Below are 18,654 nucleotides of genomic sequence, written 5' to 3'. Positions count from 1 at the left end.
GTTTAATTCAACAAATACATGGCCTTCGCTTAAGTTTAGCATCAGGTTCATGGAATACTAAGATGGCGTGACGACAAATGCGGCGGCGTATTTCAGGCGCCGTTCACCCGAAGGAGCAATGGATGGCTGGCGCTGACAGTGTCGAGAAACTCGAAGACGTGATTGTCCGCTCCGCGGAACAGGTGGCTGGCCAGATGCGCGCCGCCAAGGAAGCGATTTCCACTGTCATCTTCGGCCAGGAACGCGTCGTCGAAAACACGCTGGTGACGATCCTGTCCGGCGGCCATGCGCTGCTGATCGGCGTCCCAGGCCTCGCCAAGACCAAGCTGGTGGAAACGCTCGGCGTCACGCTCGGCCTCGACGCCAAGCGCATCCAGTTCACACCCGACCTGATGCCATCGGACATTCTCGGCGCCGAAGTGCTCGACGAGAGCGTGGCCGGCAAGCGCTCGTTCCGTTTCATCTCGGGACCCGTGTTCGCGCAGCTTCTGATGGCCGACGAAATCAACCGCGCCTCGCCGCGCACGCAATCCGCCTTGCTGCAGGCGATGCAGGAACAGCACATCACCGTCGCCGGCGCACGGCACGACCTGCCGAAGCCGTTCCATGTGCTGGCGACGCAGAACCCGCTGGAACAGGAAGGCACCTATCCGCTGCCGGAAGCGCAGCTCGACCGCTTCCTGATGGAAATCGATGTCGATTATCCCGATCGCGATGCCGAGCGCCGCATCCTGTTCGAAACCACCGGCGCCGAGGAGACCATCGCCAAGGCCGCGGTGACCGCCGACACGCTGATCACCGCACAGCGCCTCGTGCGCCGCCTGCCGGTCGGCGACAGCGTCGTCGAAGCTATCCTCACGCTCGTGCGCTCCGCACGTCCGGGACCGGACGCAGGCGATGCCTCGAAGCTGATCGCCTGGGGTCCTGGCCCGCGCGCGTCGCAGTCGCTGATGCTGGCGGTGCGTGCGCGTGCATTGCTCGATGGCCGTCTCGCACCGTCGATCGACGACGTGCTCTATCTCGCCGAACCGATCCTGAAGCATCGTATGGCGCTGACCTTCTCGGCGCGTGCCGAAGGCCGCACGGTCGCCGACGTGATCCGTCAGCTCAAGTCGCGGATCGGTTGATGGCCGCAGCGCCGGATCACGCCACACAGGAAATTCTGGCAGTCCGCCGCGCCGATGGCGAAAGCCGCTCGCTTGCAGCAAGCCTGCCGCGTTTGGTCCTGGAAGCCCGGCGCATCGCTGCGACCGTGATCCATGGCCTGCATGGCCGGCGCCGCGCCGGCCATGGCGAAAGCTTCTGGCAATATCGCCGCTTCGTCTCCGGCGAGCCGTCGCAGAATGTCGATTGGCGCCGCTCGGCACGCGACGATCATTTGTATGTCCGCGAGCAGGAATGGGAAGCAGCGCACACCGTCTGGCTGTGGCCCGATCGTTCTCTGTCGATGGCTTTCGCATCGAAAGGCGCACGCGACAGCAAGCTCGAGCGCGCCTTGATCGTGACTTTTGCCCTGGCTGAACTTCTCGTCGCTGGCGGCGAACGCGTCGGCGTGCCCGGCCTGATGAATCCGACCTCCAGCCGCAGCGTCATCGACAAGATGGCGCAGGCGATGCTGCACGATACATCGAACCGCAACAGCCTGCCGCCGTCATTCGTGCCGTCTGCGCTGGCCGAGATCGTGGTGCTCGGCGATTTCTGGTCGCCTATGCCGGAGATCAAGGAAATGCTGGCGGGACTTTCTTCATCCGGCGCGCATGGCGCGCTGGTGCAAGTCGTCGATCCCGCCGAAGAAAGCTTCCCTTATTCGGGCCGCGTCGAATTCGTCGAGCCGGAAAGCGGCAATGTCATTACTGCCGGCCGGGCGCAGACCTGGGCCGAGGATTACGTCGCCCGCGTCGCCGCGCATCGCGAGGAAATCCGTGCCGAGACGACCAAACTCGGCTGGCTGTTCTCGACGCACACGACGAGCCGCTCTGCGGCTGAACTGCTGCTGTTCCTGCATGGCGGCATGATGGTCAGCAAATCTGCCGGCGGCGGCATCATGGTCAAGGCAGGACGTTCAGCATGATCGGTGGTTTTCCGCTCGCTTTTGCCCAACCGCTGCTGCTGCTCGGCCTGATAAGCCTTCCGGTGCTATGGTGGCTGCTGCGCGTGATGCCACCGCGTCCGCAGCGCATCGCGTTTCCGCCGACACGCCTGCTGTTCGATATCACGCCCAAGGAAGAGACTCCATCGCGCTCGCCCTGGTGGCTGACGCTGCTGCGCCTGCTGGCTGCGGCGCTCATCATCTTCGCCGCCGCCGGCCCGATCTGGAATCCGCAGACCGGCACCGCGGGCAGCAACGCACCGCTGACCATCCTGCTCGACGACGGATGGAGCGCCGCCGCGAGCTGGGACGCACGCGTCAAGGCGGCGGATGAGCTGATCGCCAATGCCGACAGCAATCGCCGCGGCGTGGCACTCGTGCCGCTGTCGGAGCCGAACCGCGACATCACACTGCTGCCCGGCGGTACCGCGCGCGTGACACTGCGCCAGCTTTCGCCGAAGCCTTATGCCATCGATCGTGTCGATACGCTGCCGGCGCTGGAGCGTTTTTTGAAAGCCACCGGCGACAGCGAAATTGTCTGGCTCTCTGACGGAGTCGACACGGGCCGTGGCGCGGACTTCACGCAGGGCCTTGCAAAGACCATCGGCGACCGCACACTGACCATCTATGACGGCGGCGCCACGCCGGCCCATGCGCTGGTCGCAGCGGAGAATGCCGCAGCCAAAATGACAGTGAAGGTGCTGCGCGCCAATAGCGGCGGCCCCGACGGCGGCATCGTGCGCGGCCTCGACCAGAAGGGATCGCCGATCGGCGAAGCCAAGTTCCTGTTCACGCCGAGTGACCGCGAGACCGAAGCCTCGTTCGATCTTCCCGTCGAGCTGCGTAACGACATCGCACGGCTGGAAATCACCGGTGAACGCTCCGCCGGTGCCGTGCAACTGCTCGACAAGCGCTGGCGCCGCCGCGCCATCGGCATCGTATCCGGCGCGACATCAGACACAGCGCAGCCGCTGCTGGCCTCGACCTTCTATCTCACTCGCGCGCTGGCACCTTTCGCTGATGTTCGCCTTGGCGACCGCGGCGCGCCACAGCAGGCGATCACGCAGTTCCTCGATCAGAAGCTGCCGATGATCGTGCTGGCCGATGTCGGCACGCTGTCGCCGGAAATCCGCGAGCGCCTGAACACCTGGATCGATGCCGGCGGCGTTTTGGTACGCTTTGCCGGTCCGCGCCTCGCGCAGGGCGATGACGATCTGGTGCCAGTGAAACTGCGTCGCGGTGACCGCAGTCTTGGCGGCAGCCTCACCTGGGAGAAACCGCAACATATGGCGTCGTTCTCCGCGGACGGTCCGTTTGCCGGTCTGACTGTGCCGAAGGACATCACTGTCAATCGTCAAGTGCTTGCCGAGCCTAATGCCGCACTGGCCTCGAAGAGCTGGGCCTCACTGGCCGACGGCACGCCGCTGGTCACTGGCGAGCGTCGCGGCAAGGGTCTTGTCACCCTGTTCCATGTCAGCGCCGATATGCGCTGGTCGGACCTGCCTTTGTCTGGCACCTTCGTCGAAATGCTGCGCAGAGTCGTCGATATCTCCGGCTATACGTCCACCCCCGGCGCAGGTGTCGCGGGCGAGACCGGCGCGGAGACGGTTGCGCCGCTGCGCACGCTGGACGGCTTCGGTGCCTTCACGCCGCCGCCGTCGACTGCAAAGCCGCTCGCGGCCGATTATCGTGACCGCGCCACGCTCGATCACCCACCGGGTTTCTATGGCCCTGCCGATGGTCCGCTTGCCGTGAATGCGCTGGCATCGGCAGATCGCATTGGCCCGATCGACTTCTCGGCGCTCAGGGCCAACCGCGCCAGCTACACAAACGCCGAACCGCGCGACCTTCGCGGCATCCTGCTCTCCACGGCGCTGGCGCTGTTTTTGGTCGACGCGATCATCGTCGCGCTGCTCGGCGGCGCCATCGCCGCGATGTTCCGCCGCCGCGCTGTGTCGACCGTACTCGCGGTGGCTCTCGCGCTAACGACGGTGATGAGTACCCCTTCGCCATCGCGTGCCGACCAGGCCAGCGACGATTTCGCCATCAAGGCCGTGTCGCAGACCCGGCTCGCTTATGTCGTGACGGGGAATGCCGACGTCGACTCCATCGTGAAGTCGGGCATGACAGGACTGACGCTGTTTCTGGCGCAGCGTACGGCGCTGGAAGCCGGCGAACCTGTCGGCATCGATCCGGCACGCGATGAACTGTCGTTCTTCCCGCTGATCTATTGGCCGATCATTCCCGGCACGGCCAAGCCGCCGCAGGAAGCCATCAACCGCATTGACGCCTACATGAAGCAAGGCGGCACGGTGCTGTTCGACACCCGCGACGCCGTCGAGGCGCCCCCCGGACCGAATGGCGAATCACAGACGCCGGGCATGCTGACGCTGCGCAACATTCTCTCGTCGCTCGATGTGCCCGAGCTCGAGCCGGTGCCGCGCGAGCACGTGCTGACCAAGACCTTCTATCTGCTGCGCGACTTCCCCGGCCGCTTCAATTCCGGACCGACCTGGGTCGAAACGCTGCCGCGCGACGACGGCGATGACGCTGCCTCGCGTCCGGCCCGCGGCGGCGACGGCGTGTCGCCGATCATCATCACCTCGAACGATCTCGCCGGCGCATGGGCGATGCGCCCCGATGGCCAGCCGATGCTGCCGCTGACGCCCGGCGAACCGCGCCAGCGCGAATTCGCATTCCGGGCTGGCGTCAACATCGTGATGTACACGCTGACTGGCAACTACAAAGCCGATCAGGTGCACGCGCCGGCGCTCATCGAACGTCTCGGACAATAGGAGCGCGACATGCAATACGGCATCGCGTTTACGCCCCTCGTTCCGACCATCGTGCTGTGGATCGGCCTCGCCGCCATCATGGTGATCGCTGCGCTGCTGCTGCTCGGACGCGCCCGTGGTGCTGCTATACGCGTGGCAGCGCTGGCGCTGATCCTGCTGGCGCTCGCCAATCCGTCCTTTACCCGCGAAGAGCGCGAACCGCTGTCCTCGGTCGCCGCCGTCGTGATCGACAAGAGCCCGAGCCAGAATTTCGGCGAGCGCACCAAGGAGACCGAGGACGCGCAAAAGCAACTGGTCGACCGGCTGAAGCAGGTCAAAGGCCTCGAGGTCCGTGTTGTCGAAGCCGGACAGGCCGATGGTGAGACCGACGGCACCAAACTGTTCGGGGCGTTGTCCTCCGCTCTCTCCGACGTGCCGACCGATCGCGTCGCCGGCGCCTTCCTGATCACCGACGGCCGCGTCCACGACATTCCCGCCAATGTCGCCGGCCTTGGCTTCAATGCGCCGGTGCATGCACTGATCACTGGCCGCAAGGACGAGCGCGACCGCCGCATCGCCATTACGGCTGCGCCTCGTTTTGGAATCGTCGGCCAGTCGCAGAAGATCACCTTCCGGCTCGACGATCAGGGCGTCACAGGCGAGCGCGCCCGCGTCGCCATCCGCCGCGACGGCGATACGCTGAGCGAGCGCACGGTGCTGTCCGGCCAGACCGTGTCTGTCGATATCGACATCAAACATGCCGGCCCGAACATCGTCGAGATCGAGGCCTCGCCACTCGACAACGAACTGACGCTGGTGAACAACCGCGCCGTGGTTGCCATCGATGGCGTGCGCGACAAGCTCCGCGTGCTGTTGGTGTCCGGCGAGCCGCATTCCGGCGAGCGCACCTGGCGCAACCTGCTGAAGTCCGACGCCTCGATCGACCTCGTGCACTTCACCATTCTGCGCCCGCCGGAGAAGCAGGACGGCACGCCGATCAACGAACTGTCGCTGATCGCTTTCCCGACCCGCGAACTGTTCCAGCAGAAGATTCACGAATTCCAGCTGATCATCTTCGATCGCTATGCCCGCCAGGGTGTGCTGCCGATCGCCTATTTCGACAATATCGCGCGCTATGTCCGCGCCGGCGGCGCTGTGCTGGTCTCGGCCGGCCCCGATTACGCATCGAACACCTCGATCTGGCGCACGCCTCTGGATTCGGTGCTGCCCGCCGAGCCCGTCGGTGTCAGCGAGAAGCCGTTCTATGCGCATCTCAGCGATGTCGGGAAGCGCCATCCGGTGACGCGCGGCCTCGAAGGCTCCAGTTCCGAGCCGCCGAAATGGAGCCGCTTCTTCCGTACCGTCGAGACCCGCAACACCACAACCCCACCGGTGATGACCGGCGCCGACGGCAATCCCCTGCTGCTGCTGTCGCGCTCCGGCGAAGGCCGTGTCGCACTGCTGCTGTCGGATCACATCTGGCTATGGGCACGCGGCTATGAAGGCGGCGGCCCGCATCTCGATCTGCTGCGTAGGATGTCGCACTGGCTGATGAAGCAGCCGGATCTCGACGAGGAAGCACTGAAGCTGCAGAGTCAGGGCAAGGATCTCGTGGTGGTCAGGCAGACCATGGGCGACACAGTCCAGCCCGTAACCGTCACCTCGCCTTCCGGCAAGACCCGCGAACTGACGCTGTCGGCCGGCGAGCCGGGTCTCTGGCGCTCGACCACTCCGGCGGACGAACTCGGCCTGTGGCAGGCCACCGACGGCACGCTGAAGGCGCTGATCAATGTCGGCCCGATCAACCCGAAGGAATTTTCGGAGGTCACCTCGACCACCGAAATGTTGAAGCCCCTGGCACTGGCCAGCGGTGGCGATGCCCGACGCATCAATGAAGGTTCGGGCATCGAGCTACCGCGCATCGTGCCGGTGCGCTCCTCGACGGTGTTCCGCGGCGATGGCTGGATGGGCGTGCATATGCGCGACGCGAGCGTGGTCCGTGGCGTCGGCGTGCTGCCGATGTTCGCCGGCCTCATCGGGCTCTTGCTGCTGCTCGGCGCTTTTGCGGCGACGTGGTTGAGAGAGAGCCGGTAATACGAACGATCGCGGCGCGGATCATTGCGCCGCGAGGTTCATCTCCCGCGTGAGGCGCCCCCATTTGGCGCTTTCCGAGCGGATATAGGCGGCGAAGGCTTCCGGCGTCGTTGGTGCCGGTTGCGCACCGATCGTCCGCAGCTTCTCGATCACGTCCGGATCTCCCAGCGCCTTGACGAAGGCGGCATTCAAGCGCGCAACGATGTCGCCAGGTGTCGCGGCGGGAGCGACGAGGCCGAACCAGCCCGTCGATTCAAACCCGGCAACACCTTGCTCATCAAGTGTGGGCACTTCGGGAAGGAACGGCACGCGCCTGCCGCTGGTGACACCGAGTGGTTTTAACCGCCCGGCACGGATCAATTCCAGTGAACTGGGGATGTCCAACACCGCAAGCGGGATATGCCCGGCAAGGACATCGGTCACCGCGGGCCCCGTGCCCCGATAGGGAACCAGAGTCAGTTTGACATTCGTTGTTTGGAGAAACAGCGCAGCCGTCATGTGCATCACGGTGCCATTGCCGCCATAGCCCACCGATAGTTGCCCGGGCTTCGCGGTAGCGACCGCAATCGCCTCTTTCAACGTGGCAAATGGGGCGTCAGCCGCTGCGACCAGAACAAACGGAATGTCTGCGAGCAGCGTAATCGGCGCCAGATCCTTGATAGGATCGAACGGCATCGACGGATTGATATGCGGGTTGATTGTCAACACACCGGCGGGCGCGACACCGAGGGTGTAGCCGTCAGGCTTGGCCTGCGCCACCGCCTGCATACCGATATTGCCGCCCGCGCCGCCGCGATTTTCGATGACGAAGCCCTGCTTCAGATCTGCAGCGATCACCGGTTCGAGTGCACGAATAAAAATATCGGCGCTGCCGCCCGGCGGAAAGGTGACGACAATCTTGATGAGTTGGTCAGGATAGGCGGCCCACACAGGCGTCGTCGTGCCGACCACGATCGAACTGGCCGTGCCCGCAAGCAACATCCTGCGGGTAGGAGTAAATACGGTCATGCGATAGCTCCCGAAACAGTATGCAAAGCCGGGCTTTCCTGCGCACCTCTACCGGTGATCAGATGAATCAACGCCTCGGGATTCGTTGGCGGGAGATGGCCACGCCAGGCAATGTGCTGATCCGGTCGCACCAGCAGAAGCGCTTTGGCCGGCTGCCCTCCGCTGACCTCCACCATCGACAGATCGATCACCGTCAGGGGAACTCCGTTGCGGCGCGCGGCCTCACTCAGTGCCGTGACGTCGCAAGCCGGGTCGTAGCGCAACAGCGTATAGCCGGGCCCCATCGCGTCGAAGATCGAGCGACCATCGCTTAGCCAGACATGCGGCATCCTGGCGCCCGGTGCCGTCGAGGGTTCGAAGTCGCCCATCGTGTAGGCCGGAGGTGCCTCGCCATCATAGGCGATGACCGGTGACTGGTCGTAAAAATAGCCGAAATTGAGCCCGGCGCAGCAGTACTGCTTCACGTTCAGATCATAGGCGGCACGGCCGACCGCGGTACGCGCCGCTGCACCAGCCTCGCTGTCCTCTTCAATCACCGCAGGTACTGCGCCGCGCTGACTGATGCTGGCAAGCGCATGCTCCATCGCAAACCGCGACACCTGATCGGTAATCGGCTGACGTTCGGCCGCATAGGCATCGAGCAGACCGGCATCCGCCCAGCCGTTGAGATGCGCTGCAAGCATCCAGCACAGCGAAACCGCATCCGCGATGCCGGCGTTCATTCCATAGCCGGCGTAAGGCATCCACAGATGCGCAGCATCGCCGCAGATGAAGGCACGCCGGTCACGGAAGCGGTCAGCGACGAGACGGCGCCCGACCCAATCTTCCTTGCTGACGACCTCGTATTTGAAATCAAGCGCGACACCCAGGATTGTTCGAATCGACCAGTCGCGGTCGACCGAGTCGAATTCCGGCTCGTCCGGTTTGAGGTGATTGTGAATCAGCCATCGGTCATGCCCGTCGATGGCAACGACAGTGCCGGTCCGGCGCGGATTGAGCGCCAGCACCATCCAGGCTGGTGTATGCGGCTGCATCAGGGTCTTCAGATCCGGCGCATCGATGAGTGTCGATTGCACCCGCTGGATCACAGGCGTGCCGACGAAAGACGCGCCGATCAGTTTGCGCGTCAGCGAGCGGCCGCCATCGCATCCGACGAGGAATTTGGTGCGGATGCTGAAAGATCGGTCCTCATCGAGCGCGCGGGCCTCGACCGAGATACCCGATATGTCCTGATCGAAATGCATCATCTCCGTGCGGGACAGAATCGTGATCCTGGGATTGGCGGCAGCGTTCGCAAACAAGACGGGTTCGAGATAGATCTGATTGATGCGGTGCGGCGGCTCAGGTGTCGGCCACCAGGTGTCAGGTCCATCGCTCGCGGTGTAGCGCGTTGCACGCGACGGGATGACGATCCGACTGAGCTCGATGCCCGTTGCGGTGGTGCGATACGAACAATCGTTGGGAAAGTCGGCCGGCAGACCGGCGTCGCGGATCTGGGCCACGATGCCAAGCCGGCGAAAGACTTCCATCGATCGCGCCGAAACATGATTGCATTTTACATTGGGCGGCTCGCCGGCGTGCCTCGTTTCGAGGACAATCACGTCGATTCCTCTGGAGGCGAGGTCCAGGGCAGCGGTGAGACCCACGGGCCCTGCACCGACAATCACGACGGATGTTTCATAGTCTTGCATGGCTGGCTCCCTCGACCGCGTCTGCGCGCGTTACGTTGAAGCTAGCTCAAACTCTTGATAAGAGAAGTCGCTTTTCGAGCATGGATTGATAAGATCAGCTCATGAATATCACCCTTCGCCAACTGGAAGCATTGGTCGCGGTCAACCGCACAGGCTCGATGACGCGCGCAGCGCAAGAACTTCACATCACTCAGGCGGCAGTCAGCCTGCTGCTCCGCCAGCTTGAATTGCAGCTGGGTCTGTCCATGTTCGACCGCACGACACGGTCGTGTATACCGACCGCAGCCGGGCGCGACGCAGTACGAGCCGCGGAGCGCATGTTGGGCGACGCGCTCGGCCTCACGCGTCAGATGCGCAGTTTGTCGGAAGCACGGAGCGGCACAGTCGTCTTCGTCGCATCGGCCGGTGCAGCCTCCGCGCTGATGCCGGCCGTGCTCGCGACATTCAGCACCGCATATCCCGACGTCGATGTCATCATGCGCGATGTTGCATCCGATCAACTCGTAAGCGCGCTGCTGGCGTCGGACGCCGAATTCGCCATCGGCAGCGTGGATGGCCCGGTGCCCGAGGTGGCGCTGACGCCTCTGGTCAGAGGACGTCTCTGCGCCATTGGCTGGCCAGGTTGCCCGATCGCGGCGATGCAAACGTTGTCGTGGGATGAACTTGCGACACTGCCGACCATCGCAATGCGTCGCAACACGCTGATCCGCGCTCAGATCGACAAACGACTGGGTCGCGATGGCAAGACGCTCATCCCGACCCATGAAGTATCCCTCATCAACACGGCGCTTTCGATGACGGCGAAGGGCATCGGCTATGCGATTTTACCCTCATATATGATGCCGACCGAGCAGTACCCGGGTCTGATCGCTCTTCAACTGGTGCGACCGGCGATCACGCGGCAACTGTCCTGGATTCAGCAGACCGGCCGCAGTCTGTCGCCGGCAGCGCTCCAATTTCAGAAGACGGCGGCGCGTGTATTGGCCGGCGCACACGCGACAGCCGTTGCAAGACGCGCGACGGTGTAGCCGACAACTTTGATGTCTCTCGTTATCAGCGTGGATTGGCCGCCATCCGTCGCCGCGAAACGTTGCCGTAATCCCACAGCAAGCCCCGTTTCTGTGTCTGGAGATGACTGGCCGTTGACACCCGGCCGCCTGCCGCGCGATGTTACATTATAACATCGGGCATGGCAGACCTCTCCGCCGGCCGATGCAAGGCGGCCTGTCGGCATGAAGTGGTTTCGGACGAATATCAGACATGGGGCAAAGCTGGCGCTGTTCGCGCTGGCGGTGCAGCTCATCCTGTCGTTCGGCCATGTCCATGGCGGAACGGTCCATGCGGCTCCGCTCGACGCGACCTTCGCGCGCGCGGCGAGCGACGCTGTGCAGACACCGGCCGCTCCCGATACCGACCACCATCATCGCGCTGCCGATCCCTGCGCCATCTGCGCCGTCATGGCGATGGCCGGCACGGCGCTGTTTGCCGCACCGCCAGTCCTACTGTTGCCGCAGGCTGCCGTTCTGCTGCAGCGGATCACCACAGCCGAATTCGAGCATCTCGACGCCATCAGCGGCGCATCGCAGCCGCGCGGCCCTCCCGTTTCCTGACATCACCTTTGACGATCGCTGCCGCGAATTCCTCGCGCGCAGCGTAACCGAAGTGAGATTCGCATCATCGCGAGTCCCGGCCCAAGCGCAACGATGCGCAGCCGGTAAAGTCAGGACAACCCCATGTCGATTCAAGTCAAGCGCGCCCTCCTGCTCGGCACATCCGCTGCGGTGGGACTGAGCTGCCTCCCACAATCTGCACTGGCGCAGACGCAGCTTCCCGCCGTGGAAGTCACAGCACCAAGCCCGATCGTGCGCCGCAAGCCGGTGCCGGCACGCACCGCCCACACGCATGTCACGCGCGCCGCCCCCAACCGCAATGCCGCACCGGTGCCCGTCGAGGCCGAGCCGCCGGCTCAGGCGCAGCAGGGCGAGTTGCCCATCGTCACCGATCAGTTCGCCACTGTCACCGTGGTGCCGAATGACGAGATCCGCCGCTCCGGCGCCTCGACGCTCGGCGACCTCCTCGCCAACAAGCCCGGCATCACCGGCTCCGGCTACGCACCGGGCGCATCGAGCCGCCCGATCATCAGGGGTCTCGACGTCAACCGCGTCGGCATCGTCGAAAACGGTATCGGCAGCAATGGCGCTTCGGACCTCGGCGAAGACCATTTCGTGCCGGTGGATCCGTTCGCTGCCAATCAGGTCGAAGTCATCCGCGGCCCGGCGACGCTGCGCTACGGCTCGCAATCGATCGGTGGCGTTGTCAGCTCATCCAACAATCGTATTCCCGACGCGCTGCCGAACTGCGCCGTTGCATCCCCGTTCCAGAGCTATGGCCTGCCGGCGAAGGCACCGGCTGCCAATCTTGCCGCGCCGGGCTGCATGAATGCTGAAGTCCGCACCTCATTCAGTTCGGTGGACCGCGGCGTCGATGGCGGCATCCTGCTCGATGCCGGCGGCGGCAATGTCGCCGTTCATGCCGACGTCTATGGCCGCAAGGCCGGCGACTACAATGTGCCGAGCTATCCCTATGCCGCCCCTGGGTTGGCTTTCAACGGAAAACAGCCGAACTCGTCGATGCAGTCGGGCGGCGCGTCAGTCGGCGGATCATATTTCTTCGATGGCGGCTATCTCGGCGCAGCGATCACCCAGAACAATACGACCTATCGCATCCCCGGCGTCGAGGGTGCGCAGGTCGGAACGCGCATCGCCGGTCAGCAAACCAAGTTCACGGCCAAGGGTGAATATCGCCCGGATGCCGCCGCCATCGAGGCGATCCGCTTCTGGGTCGGCGCAACGAACTACAAGCACAACGAAATCGGCCTTGCCGATGCGACCGATCCGACCAGCGACGGCGTGCGCCAGACCTTCACCAACAAGGAGCAGGAAGGCCGGCTCGAAGTGCAGATGATGCCCTTCAATGCACGTTTCGCCACGATCACTTCGGCCTTCGGTCTGCAGGTCAACCACCAAGAACTGACGGCACCGAGCCCCGATGACATCGGCAGCCCTCTCAATGGTCTGTGGGATCCGAACAAGAACACCCGGGTCGCGGGCTACAGCTTCAACGAGTTCAAGTTCACCGAAACCACGAAAGCCCAGATCGCCGGCCGCATCGAGCATGTTGAATTGTCCGGCACGACACCATCGTCTATCCCGAACGAGTTCGATCTCAATGCCGATCCCGGCGCAATCGGTCCCTCAGTCGGACGCAACCTGACCTTCACGCCGAAGAGCGGCAGCATCGGCCTGATCCAGGATTTGCCCTGGTACGGCCTCTCCGCCAGTATCACCGCGCAATATACCGAACGCGCACCGAAGCCCGCCGAACTGTTCTCGCGCGGAGGACACGATGCGACCGAGACCTTCGATATCGGCAATCCCAATCTCGGCATCGAGACGGCGAAGTCGGTCGAACTCGGCTTGCGCCGCGCTGCCGGGCCGTTCCGCTTCGAGTTCACCGGCTACTACACGCAGTATAACGGCTTCATCTATCGCCGCCTGACCGGCAACACTTGCGGGGATGGCGTCTGCCAGGCGGGCCTCGGCCTCGAACTGAACCAGGCGATCTATTCGCAGCGTGACGCCACGTTCCGCGGCGGCGAATTCCAGAGCCAGCTCGACGTCGCGCAGATCTATGGCGGCACATGGGGCATCGAGACCCAGGCCGACATCGTGCGCGCGACCTTCAGCGACGGCACCAATGTGCCGCGGATCCCGCCGGTGCGTGCCGGCGGCGGCCTGTTCTGGCGCGATGCCAACTGGTTTGCGCGCGTGAACATGCTGCATGCTTTCGCGCAGAACGACATTGCTCCCATCGCGGAGACACCGACATCGGGCTACAATCTGCTGAAGGCGGAAGTGAGCTACAAGACCCTGCTCGATCCGCGCATCTACGGCGCCAAGGAAATGACCCTCGGCGTGGTCGGCAACAATCTCCTGAACGAGAACATCCGCAACGCGGTGTCCTACAATAAGGACAACGTCCTGCAACCCGGGCTCAATGTGCGGGCGTTTGCGAGTGTAAAGTTCTGATTTCCACACACACTCGTCATTCCCCGACACGCCAATTGGCGTGTCGGGGGCTGCGCCGACTTCGGCGCAGACCCGGAATCCCGTGCGGCTCTGGCACTTAGCGATTCCGAGAATCCGGGTTCGCATGCCGCTCGCGCTGCCTGCGCCCCGGAATGACAGCGTTTGGTGGAGAAGCTACTTCGCTGCGTCCCAGTCCGGACGCACGGCGCCCGCGAGACCCGCAGCGGCACCTTCGACCAGCTCCAGCACCAGCAGCCGGTTCTGATCCACCGGACCCGGCATGGTTACATTGCCCTTCGGGATCGCCTTGAAACCGACCCGGCTGTAATAGGGCTCGTCGCCGACCAGCACGATGAGCCTGTGGCCCTTCGTCCGCGCATCGGCGATGGCGCGATCCAGCAGCTTGCGGCCGACACCACGGCTGCGGAACGGCGGCTCCACGGTCAGCGGCCCGAGCAGCAGGGCCGGCGTATCGCCCACACAGATAGGCAATTGCCGAACCGAGCCGACCAGCAATGTGCCGATCCGCGCGGTGAACGACAGGTCGAGCAGATGACTGACATGTTCGCGCAGCCGGTAGGCTGACAGCACGTAACGGCCCGGGCCGAAGGTACGGGCGTGCAGCCGTTCGATGATCTGGGCGTCATTGGCGGTTTCCGCCAGGATGGTCAGAGAGAGGTCATTCATGTCGGGAGGCGGGATAGCATCTGGCGGGCGCGCGGTCCATTGCCGGGCGCGCCGGGACTATCCCCGCCAGATGGCGCTGATCGGCTTGCCGTCAAAGACCTCGGCCAGCCGCAGCCTTGTGCCCTCTGTGGTGTCGTGGGGCAATGCGTCCAGTGCGAAGAAGCCGGTTTCGGCGATCTCGCGATTGGGCTCGGGCAGCCGGTCCTGCCGGAATTGCCTGACCACATAGACCACCACATGATCGCGGATCGAGACATGGCTGTTGAGAAAGACGCCATGCAGAACCGGCTCGCCCGTGAGTTCGATGCGCCCCTCTTCCCGCAGCTCCATATCCAACGCCTCGCGAAAGGTCTGGCCGACCTCGACGCCGCCGCCGGGCAGATACCAGCCGGTGACATACGTGTGCCGGACCAGAAACACGCGATTATCGGCATCGAGCACCACGGCGCGGACGCCCAGCGTCATCCCGCGCGCGAAGCGGAAATACAGATGCACGAATTTGCGCAAGGTCGGCTCCAGCCGCTGCCGCAACGTCGGTGAGGTCATCGCGGTAAATTCCTGGCTGGCGACACGGTGGGTGCTTGCGTCATATGCCCCACCTTGCCAAAACATGCAGGGATTTCACAGGCATGAGGGCGCATTGATCCGGCTTGTTCACACACGCGCAGGGGCAGATTGCTTCCGATGACGGCCTTCACCCTCGCCCATCTGTCCGATCCACATGTTCCGCCGATGCCGGAGCCGCAATGGCGCGAGCTCCTGGGGCAGCGCGTGCTCGGCTACCTGAACTGGCGGCGCAACCGACACCTGATCCACCGCCGCGACATGCTCGATGTCATCGTCAGCGACATGCAGGCGCAGCAACCGGACCATATCGCCATCACCGGCGATCTCGTAAACCTTGCACTGACTGCTGAATTCCCGCGCGCGCGCCGCTGGATCGAAAGCGTGGGGACACCGGACAAGGTCTCGCTAGTCCCCGGCAATCACGACGCCTATGTGCGCGGAGCACCCGAACGTTTCGCCGAGACATTCGGCGACTATATGCGCAGTGACGGCACCCCCGATGCGCGCTTTCCGTTCCTGCGTATCCGCGGTCCGCTGGCACTGATCGGCGTGTCCTCCAGCGTACCGACCGCGCCCTTCATGGCAACGGGCTGGCTCGGCGACGCGCAACTCAACGCGCTCGGCCTTATGCTTGGAGGCCTCGCCGACGCGCATCTGTTTCGCGTATTGCTGATCCATCATCCACTGCGCTCAAAGCATTGGCACAAGAGCCTGACGGATTCAGATGCGCTGCAGGCCTTGCTGAAGCGCCATGGCGTCGAACTGATCCTGCACGGTCACGACCATATCCATTCGACCATGTGGTTCGACGGCCCGCAGCGCCGCATTCCCGCTATCGGCGCGCCGTCGGCATCGTCGGTTGCGCACGGCCACAAGCCGGCATCAGCCTACAATCTCTTCGCCATCGAACGCGACGGAGAACGCTGGCGTTGCGAGCAAACGGTGCGGGGATTCGGCGACAGCAATATGGTGCATGAGATCAAGCGGGTGATGCTGGTGTAACACGCCTCGGAATGACAGTGAGATTAGTGCCCGCGCACTGAGACGAACAGCGCCAGCGCAAACAGGCCGATGACGCCGACGAGAATTCCAAACACAAAACTCCAGAACCGGCTGCGCGGCTTCTTCACCGATGTCGGCACCTGCGGCGGCAGCATCGTCACCAGCGCATGCTCACGCTCGATCATGCGGCGCGCGATATAGTTGGTCACGGCTTTCACGATGGTCGGAACGTCATGCGCCTCGGCCAGCACCACGCGGCCATGGCGGGTGTCCTGCACGAAGCGATACATGCGCTTGTCGCGCCCCATCACCACATGGGCGACCATGTCGATCCACAGCCGCGGCGTGTCGCCCTGGCTGACGCCTCGGTCGAACATCTCGATTCCTGGAGGAATTTCGGCGAACAGCGGATCGAGCGCCTCGTTAAGAATCTCCAGCCGCGCCACTTCGGCGTCGCGCAGCTCGACGACGACACCGGTGCGATCGGCCGCCTCGATACGGGCCTGACGCAGGGCGTCGCGCAGACGCATCGGCTTGGCTTCCTCGACAGGCTTCGTCCCGTTACTCGCCACGCTGGATCTCTTTCTGACCGCCTGAGCGCGCCATCCACCGGCAGTAACCTATCAGTAACTACGAGTGCCGGAAAGACCGTTTGTTTCCAGAGACTTGCCTCCTGAACGCGTCAACGGCCCCACCCGGTTGCCCGGATGAGGCCGTTGACGTCCTTGGACGTCTTCTTATGACTTTCTAGCGGCAGGCTTGCGCCAATCCAGAGGCGTGGACGCGTCCGGCGCTAAGCTCAGGCGACCTGACGGCTCGGCTCTTCGACGATGGAGAAGCGGACGCCGGCGCGGTGGCGATTCTCTTCCGACACGGTCTTCCAGGCTTCTTCGGCCTGCTTGCGCGTCTTGAACGGGCCCTGCACCTGGGCCGAGCCCTCGACCAGCTTGTGGAAGTTCATCGAACCAAACTCACCGCCGATGACCCAGAAATTGCTACCGTGTGACATGTCGTGCTCCTGTATATCTTAATATCGACATTCGTGACATGCGATGCATTCACCGTGTGATGAGATAACGCCATATCGGCCGAAACCGCTAGCTGCCTTGTGTTTGAATGGTGATGTGATGTAACATCACGACTTGTAATAAATGTCATTTTGTAAATTTTGTCACAAACGAGTGATGCGGCGATGGCAGGCGAGTCCGGCAAGAAACTGTTCGTGGGGCCGCGCTTCCGGCGCATCCGGCAGCAACAGGGCCTGTCGCAGACCCAGATGGCCGAGGGCCTCGGGATTTCGCCGAGCTACATCAACCTGATCGAGCGCAACCAGCGGCCGGTCACCGCGCAACTGCTGCTGCGTTTGGCCGAGACCTACGACCTCGATCTGCGCGATCTCGCAACGGCGGATGAGGATCGCTTCTTTGCAGAACTGAACGAGATTTTCTCCGATCCGCTGTTTCGCCAGATCGATTTACCGAAACAGGAATTGCGCGACCTCGCCGAACTCTGCCCTGGCGTGACGCATTCGCTGCAGCGGCTCTATGCGGCCTATACCGAGGCGCGGCGCGGCGAGACGATGGTGGCGGCGCAGATGGCCGATCGGCATGAGGGCGCGCAGTTCGAGGCCAACCCGATCGAGCGCGTGCGCGACCTGATCGAGGCCAACCGCAATTACTTCCCCGAACTCGAAGCGGCTGCCGAGAGCCTGCGCGACGAGATCAATGTACCCTCGCAGGATCTGTTTGCGGCGCTGAGCACGCGGCTGCGGGACAAATATTCGATCGTCACCCGCATCATGCCGGTGGACGTGATGCGCGAAACGCTGCGGCGCTTCGATAGGCATCGCCGGCAATTGTTGATCTCGGAAATGGTCGATGCACCCGGCCGCGCGTTTCAGGTCGCGTTCCAGATCGGCCTCGTCGAATGTTCATCGCATTTCGAGACCATCGTCGGCCGCGCCGGCCCGCTGGACGACACGCCACGCCGGCTCTATCGCATTACGCTTGCAAATTATTTCGCCGCCGCCGTACTGATGCCTTACGGCGCGTTTCACGCCGCCGCGGAAGCGCTGAGCTATGACCTTCAGGTGCTCGGTCAGCGCTTCAATGTCGGCTTCGAACAGATCTGCCACCGCCTCACCACGCTGCAGCGGCCGAATGCCCGCGGCGTGCCGTTCTTCATGCTCCGCGTCGACAATGCCGGCAACGTGTCGAAACGGTTTTCGTCGGGCACCTTTCCATTCTCGAAATTCGGCGGCACCTGTCCCTTGTGGAATGTGCATTCGACCTTCGATACGCCGGATCGGCTGCTGCAGCAGGTGATCGAACTGCCCGATGGCAGCCGCTACTTCTCCATTGCGCAGACGCTGCGCCGGCCCGCGGCTCCGCATCCACAGCCGCAACCCCGCTTCGCCATCGGCCTCGGCTGCGAGATCCGTCACGCCGGCAAGCTGGTTTATTCGGCGGGCCTCGATCTGGAGAAGACCGAAGGCACACCGATCGGCGTCAACTGCCGGCTGTGCGAACGCGAGAACTGCAGCCAGCGCGCCGAGCCGCCGATCACACGGAGCCTGATCCTGGACGAGAACACACGGCGGGTGTCGAGCTTTGCGTTCAGTAATGCGCGAGAGTTGTAACTCATAGCTATCTGGG

The 18,654-nt window shown here is 63.6% G+C and carries 15 protein-coding genes; 9 read left to right on the top strand and 6 right to left on the bottom strand.

The features are described 5' to 3' along the window. Positions 1-122: 122 nt before the first annotated feature. The 4 genes from CIW50_RS05595 to CIW50_RS05580 are packed head-to-tail and all read left to right on the top strand — an operon-like array spanning position 123 to position 6,957. Positions 123-1,127, top strand: coding sequence for an AAA family ATPase (locus CIW50_RS05595; protein WP_149530209.1), 1,005 nt, complete (start codon positions 123-125; stop codon positions 1,125-1,127). Next, entirely contained in the window at positions 1,127-2,071 is a 945-nt protein-coding gene (locus CIW50_RS05590) for a DUF58 domain-containing protein (protein ID WP_149530208.1), read from the top strand. Before CIW50_RS05595 ends, CIW50_RS05590 begins: the two co-directional genes overlap by 1 nt. Then, complete coding sequence (locus tag CIW50_RS05585; protein WP_149530438.1) at positions 2,071-4,884, top strand: DUF4159 domain-containing protein; 2,814 nt, start codon at positions 2,071-2,073, stop codon at positions 4,882-4,884. The genes CIW50_RS05590 and CIW50_RS05585 overlap by 1 nt, the downstream gene beginning before the upstream one ends. 9 nt (positions 4,885-4,893) lie before the next feature. Next, positions 4,894-6,957 carry a hypothetical protein gene (locus CIW50_RS05580; protein ID WP_149530207.1) on the top strand — a complete coding sequence of 688 codons (2,064 nt, stop codon included), beginning with the start codon at positions 4,894-4,896 and terminating at the stop codon, positions 6,955-6,957. Between the two features lie 21 nt (positions 6,958-6,978). Here CIW50_RS05580 and CIW50_RS05575 read toward each other — a convergent pair whose 3' ends face one another. Together CIW50_RS05575 and CIW50_RS05570 are read right to left on the bottom strand one after the other, a co-directional pair. Further along, positions 6,979-7,965 carry a Bug family tripartite tricarboxylate transporter substrate binding protein gene (locus tag CIW50_RS05575; protein WP_149530206.1) on the bottom strand — a complete coding sequence of 329 codons (987 nt, stop codon included), beginning with the start codon at positions 7,963-7,965 and terminating at the stop codon, positions 6,979-6,981. Beyond that, entirely contained in the window at positions 7,962-9,656 is a 1,695-nt protein-coding gene (locus tag CIW50_RS05570; RefSeq protein WP_149530205.1) for an FAD-dependent oxidoreductase, read from the bottom strand. Before CIW50_RS05570 ends, CIW50_RS05575 begins: the two co-directional genes overlap by 4 nt. 101 nt (positions 9,657-9,757) lie before the next feature. Here CIW50_RS05570 and CIW50_RS05565 point away from each other — a divergent pair, with 101 nt between their 5' ends. From CIW50_RS05565 to CIW50_RS05555, 3 genes are all read left to right on the top strand, one after another. Further along, positions 9,758-10,684 (top strand): LysR family transcriptional regulator, encoded by a 927-nt coding sequence (locus CIW50_RS05565; protein WP_149530204.1) that lies wholly within the window; start codon positions 9,758-9,760, stop codon positions 10,682-10,684. A 204-nt stretch (positions 10,685-10,888) separates the two neighbouring features. Next, positions 10,889-11,266 (top strand): DUF2946 family protein, encoded by a 378-nt coding sequence (locus CIW50_RS05560; protein WP_149530203.1) that lies wholly within the window; start codon positions 10,889-10,891, stop codon positions 11,264-11,266. A gap of 123 nt (positions 11,267-11,389) precedes the next feature. After that, positions 11,390-13,744: a TonB-dependent receptor gene (locus CIW50_RS05555; protein ID WP_149530202.1), complete on the top strand. Its 2,355-nt coding sequence runs from the start codon at positions 11,390-11,392 to the stop codon at positions 13,742-13,744. 174 nt (positions 13,745-13,918) lie between these two features. Here CIW50_RS05555 and CIW50_RS05550 read toward each other — a convergent pair whose 3' ends face one another. Next, complete coding sequence (locus CIW50_RS05550) at positions 13,919-14,431, bottom strand: GNAT family N-acetyltransferase (RefSeq protein WP_149530201.1); 513 nt, start codon at positions 14,429-14,431, stop codon at positions 13,919-13,921. A 57-nt stretch (positions 14,432-14,488) separates the two neighbouring features. After that, positions 14,489-14,977 carry an NUDIX domain-containing protein gene (locus CIW50_RS05545; RefSeq protein WP_149530200.1) on the bottom strand — a complete coding sequence of 163 codons (489 nt, stop codon included), beginning with the start codon at positions 14,975-14,977 and terminating at the stop codon, positions 14,489-14,491. A gap of 138 nt (positions 14,978-15,115) precedes the next feature. Between CIW50_RS05545 and CIW50_RS05540 the strand changes: the two genes are divergently transcribed. Next, complete coding sequence (locus CIW50_RS05540) at positions 15,116-16,000, top strand: metallophosphoesterase family protein (RefSeq protein WP_149530199.1); 885 nt, start codon at positions 15,116-15,118, stop codon at positions 15,998-16,000. Positions 16,001-16,023: 23 nt separating this feature from the next. Here CIW50_RS05540 and CIW50_RS05535 read toward each other — a convergent pair whose 3' ends face one another. Together CIW50_RS05535 and CIW50_RS05530 are read right to left on the bottom strand one after the other, a co-directional pair. Continuing rightward, positions 16,024-16,530 carry a hypothetical protein gene (locus tag CIW50_RS05535; RefSeq protein ID WP_149530437.1) on the bottom strand — a complete coding sequence of 169 codons (507 nt, stop codon included), beginning with the start codon at positions 16,528-16,530 and terminating at the stop codon, positions 16,024-16,026. Between the two features lie 269 nt (positions 16,531-16,799). Next, positions 16,800-17,009, bottom strand: coding sequence for a DUF4170 domain-containing protein (locus CIW50_RS05530; RefSeq protein WP_068733054.1), 210 nt, complete (start codon positions 17,007-17,009; stop codon positions 16,800-16,802). 183 nt (positions 17,010-17,192) lie between these two features. Here CIW50_RS05530 and CIW50_RS05525 point away from each other — a divergent pair, with 183 nt between their 5' ends. After that, on the top strand, positions 17,193-18,638 hold the full coding sequence (locus tag CIW50_RS05525; protein WP_149530198.1) for a helix-turn-helix domain-containing protein: 1,446 nt from the start codon (positions 17,193-17,195) through the stop codon (positions 18,636-18,638). The last annotated feature ends 16 nt before the right edge of the window (positions 18,639-18,654 follow it).

Origin of the sequence: Tardiphaga sp. P9-11, assembly GCF_008329525.1 — a bacterium.
Lineage (GTDB): Bacteria > Pseudomonadota > Alphaproteobacteria > Rhizobiales > Xanthobacteraceae > Tardiphaga.
Note: the sequence above shows the minus strand (reverse complement) of the source record. Positions and strands in the feature narration are given on the sequence as shown.

Bases quoted from the DNA above. Each gene is read 5' to 3' on its own strand.
- CIW50_RS05580 (WP_149530207.1), top strand. From the start codon at position 4,894: ATGCAATACGGCATCGCGTTTACGCCCCTCGTTCCGACCATCGTGCTG.
- CIW50_RS05590 (WP_149530208.1), top strand. From the start codon at position 1,127: ATGGCCGCAGCGCCGGATCACGCCACACAGGAAATTCTGGCAGTCCGC.
- CIW50_RS05550 (WP_149530201.1), bottom strand. From the start codon at position 14,431: ATGAATGACCTCTCTCTGACCATCCTGGCGGAAACCGCCAATGACGCC.
- CIW50_RS05540 (WP_149530199.1), top strand. From the start codon at position 15,116: ATGACGGCCTTCACCCTCGCCCATCTGTCCGATCCACATGTTCCGCCG.
- CIW50_RS05530 (WP_068733054.1), bottom strand. From the start codon at position 17,009: ATGTCACACGGTAGCAATTTCTGGGTCATCGGCGGTGAGTTTGGTTCG.
- CIW50_RS05565 (WP_149530204.1), top strand. From the start codon at position 9,758: ATGAATATCACCCTTCGCCAACTGGAAGCATTGGTCGCGGTCAACCGC.
- CIW50_RS05570 (WP_149530205.1), bottom strand. From the start codon at position 9,656: ATGCAAGACTATGAAACATCCGTCGTGATTGTCGGTGCAGGGCCCGTG.
- CIW50_RS05575 (WP_149530206.1), bottom strand. From the start codon at position 7,965: ATGACCGTATTTACTCCTACCCGCAGGATGTTGCTTGCGGGCACGGCC.
- CIW50_RS05545 (WP_149530200.1), bottom strand. From the start codon at position 14,977: ATGACCTCACCGACGTTGCGGCAGCGGCTGGAGCCGACCTTGCGCAAA.
- CIW50_RS05595 (WP_149530209.1), top strand. From the start codon at position 123: ATGGCTGGCGCTGACAGTGTCGAGAAACTCGAAGACGTGATTGTCCGC.
- CIW50_RS05555 (WP_149530202.1), top strand. From the start codon at position 11,390: ATGTCGATTCAAGTCAAGCGCGCCCTCCTGCTCGGCACATCCGCTGCG.
- CIW50_RS05525 (WP_149530198.1), top strand. From the start codon at position 17,193: ATGGCAGGCGAGTCCGGCAAGAAACTGTTCGTGGGGCCGCGCTTCCGG.
- CIW50_RS05535 (WP_149530437.1), bottom strand. From the start codon at position 16,530: ATGCGTCTGCGCGACGCCCTGCGTCAGGCCCGTATCGAGGCGGCCGAT.
- CIW50_RS05560 (WP_149530203.1), top strand. From the start codon at position 10,889: ATGAAGTGGTTTCGGACGAATATCAGACATGGGGCAAAGCTGGCGCTG.